The following is a 1,300-nucleotide window of genomic DNA, read 5'->3' on the forward strand; positions in this document are numbered from 1 at the left end:
GGGCTGCTCCTCGGTGGCCGGGGTGGCTCCCCGGCACCGGCGCCGCCCCCGACCGCGGGTACGACCGGCCCGGTCCCGGCAGGCGGCGGGCCGGTGCTCCCGGATCCGGGCCTGCCCGTCCTGGACTTCTCCGACCTGACCTGGCTGGACTTCCACGGTCTCGCCCTGCCGGTCTCGCCGACCGCGGGCCCGCACATCCTGGCCGACGACCGGGCGTCCGGATTCGCGCACACCCCGCTGGGCGCGGCCCTCGCCGCGATCCACATCGCTGTTCGTACGGACGCCGCTGTCGGCGCCTACATCTTCGAACCCACCATCGCCGACCAGACCACCGGCGTTGACCAGCCCGCCCTGCTGGAACAGACCCGGATGACCGCGGCGCAGCAGGCCGTCCCTGCCCGGCTGAGCGGACGGTTCTCCGGCCAGGGCTACCGCTATGTCGGGGTCCGGTTCGACGCGGTCACTCCCGACCGGGTCGTGCTGTATCTGGCCACCGGCGCCGAGGACGCCACTGGCATCACGGTGTACGCCGCCGGACGTGTCGAGCTGCGCTGGGAACGGGAGGACTGGCGGGTCGTAGCCCCACCCGGCGGCAGTTGGTCCACCGTTACCGGCCGGGTCGCCTCCACCGCCGGCTTCCAGATGTTCCCTCGGAGGTAGGAGCCCGTGGCCTTTCCCGATTTGCATAATCCGTTGCGATACACCCAGTTCGGCCCCGCCACCGAGTTGGGCGGCGCCATTGTCAAGGCCGGCGCTGGCAAGGCTGTCGAGAAGGTCAGTGACAGTACGTTGAGTTCGTTGGAGGACACGCTGGCCAAGGGGCTGGCGTGGATGGTGGACACCACCTCGACCTGGTGGGTCAAGGCCCCCTCCATCCGGGTGCAGCAGCCGGTCGCGCCCGGTACGGACCCGGCGAGCGCGCCCCCGATCGAGGTGGTCGCCACGATCCGGGGCTGGATGTGGCCCATCGTGATCACGGTGGCGTTGTGTGGGCTGACTGCGTCCGGGACAACCCGATGACATCGGATATTTCTTTGTGATTGTGGCTATGCCTCGATGGAGGGAACGGGATCCGGTTCCAGGCGGATCGGGTTGCTCCAGGCGCGTCCTCCGGTCCTGTCCTCGACGGTGACCCGGCAGTATCCGCACTGTTCGAACATCGCGACGGGCAGGGAGCCCTTCGTCAGCGATTCTCCCTCGATCACCTGTGCGCCCGGAGCGCCTCCGGTGACCAGTATTTTGCGCACCGGTGAGCAGCTCACCGTGACCATGCCGTCGTGGAACTGGATGTCGTGTAGGT

The 1,300-nt window shown here is 69.2% G+C and carries 2 protein-coding genes and 1 pseudogene; 2 read left to right on the forward strand and 1 reads right to left on the reverse strand.

All coding sequences use genetic code 11. The features are described from left to right. A partial coding sequence (locus tag AC5LSR_RS18365) for a DUF8175 domain-containg protein (RefSeq protein WP_493468729.1) occupies positions 1–660 on the forward strand: 660 nt, incomplete at its 5' end. Positions 661–666: 6 nt separating this feature from the next. Continuing rightward, positions 667–1,020, forward strand: coding sequence for a hypothetical protein (locus AC5LSR_RS18370; protein WP_250292712.1), 354 nt, complete (start codon positions 667–669; stop codon positions 1,018–1,020). 26 nt (positions 1,021–1,046) lie between these two features. Here the strand turns inward: AC5LSR_RS18370 and AC5LSR_RS18375 are convergent. Further along, a pseudogene (locus AC5LSR_RS18375) lies at positions 1,047–1,300 on the reverse strand (phosphotransferase); the annotation flags it as partial.

The organism is Protofrankia sp. CiP1_Cm_nod4, from assembly GCF_982290645.1.